Raw genomic sequence first — 1038 nt, 5'->3', positions numbered from 1 at the left:
CGATGCGGGAGATGATGCGGCGGACCGCGGCCGGGGAATCGACCACGGCCCTGGCCCTGCGCCGGTCGATCTCGTCGCGCAGTTCGGCGACCAGCCGCATACGGGCCGCCGACGGCAGCTGCCGCTGCTGCGCGACATCACCGACGCGGCTCAGATACTCGTAGACGACCTGGTCACTCTCGATACCCACGAAGTCCCCTCCGGGGCGGATGCGTTGGGACACCGTCGCCCGACGGTACCCCGAGTGCGGCCGGCCGACCCAACTCCAGACGCCCCACGGACGTGGCCAAGCGCTAACGTGAGGCGGATGAGCACCGAGGAGAAGCCCGCGGCGGCCCCCCGATCCCTCGCCGAGGCTCTTCGGGGGCGGGACGACGTCTCCCTGGCCGCGCTGCTGCGCGGCCGGCCGGATCTCATCACGCCGGTACCCACGGATCTCACCCAGCTCGCCACCCGGGCGGGCACCCGCGCCTCGGTCGTGCGGGCCCTGGAGCGGCTGGACCGGTTCACGCTGCAGACGGCGCAGGCGCTGGCGGTGGCGGCGGACCCGGCCTCATACGGTGAACTGCTCGGGCTGCTGGCGGGCGACGACGGTGATCCGGCGGTCTCCGCGGCGTTGCCGCACGCGCTGGGTGTGCTGCGCGAACAGGCTCTGGTGTGGGGCGGTGACGACCGGCTGCGGCTGGTGCGTACCGCCCGTGAGCTGCTGGCGCCGTCGCCGCAGCATCCGTCGCCGACCGGTCTCGGCCCGACGGTGCGGGAGGCCACCGCGGGGATGTCGCCGGGGCGGATCCAGGAGATCGTGGCGGCGGCGGGACTGCCGTCCACGCACGATTCGGTCTCGGCCGTCACCGCGCTGACCGATCTGTTCAACGACCCCGCGCGGATGTCCGCGCTGCTCGACGAGGCGCCGGCGGAGTCCGTGGAGGTGCTGGAGCGGCTGGTGTGGGGCCCGCCGTACGGGCAGGTCACCGCCGAGCCGGCGGCCCGGCTGCGCTGGCTGCTGGACCGGGGGCTGCTGCTGCCGACGGCGCCCGG

The 1038-nt window shown here is 74.5% G+C and carries 2 pseudogenes; one reads left to right on the top strand and one right to left on the bottom strand.

Annotated elements, in window-relative coordinates:
* Positions 1-412: pseudogene (locus B9S61_RS42145) on the bottom strand (hypothetical protein); the annotation flags it as partial.
* On the opposite strand from B9S61_RS42145, the pseudogene B9S61_RS07220 reads away from it, so the two are divergent.
* Positions 308-1038: pseudogene (locus B9S61_RS07220) on the top strand (DNA-binding protein); the annotation flags it as partial. The pseudogenes B9S61_RS42145 and B9S61_RS07220 overlap by 105 nt on opposite strands.

It is taken from the genome of Streptomyces sp. SM1 (assembly GCF_002910825.1).
GTDB classification, from domain to species: domain Bacteria; phylum Actinomycetota; class Actinomycetes; order Streptomycetales; family Streptomycetaceae; genus Streptomyces; species Streptomyces okerensis.
Note: the sequence above shows the minus strand (reverse complement) of the source record. Positions and strands in the feature narration are given on the sequence as shown.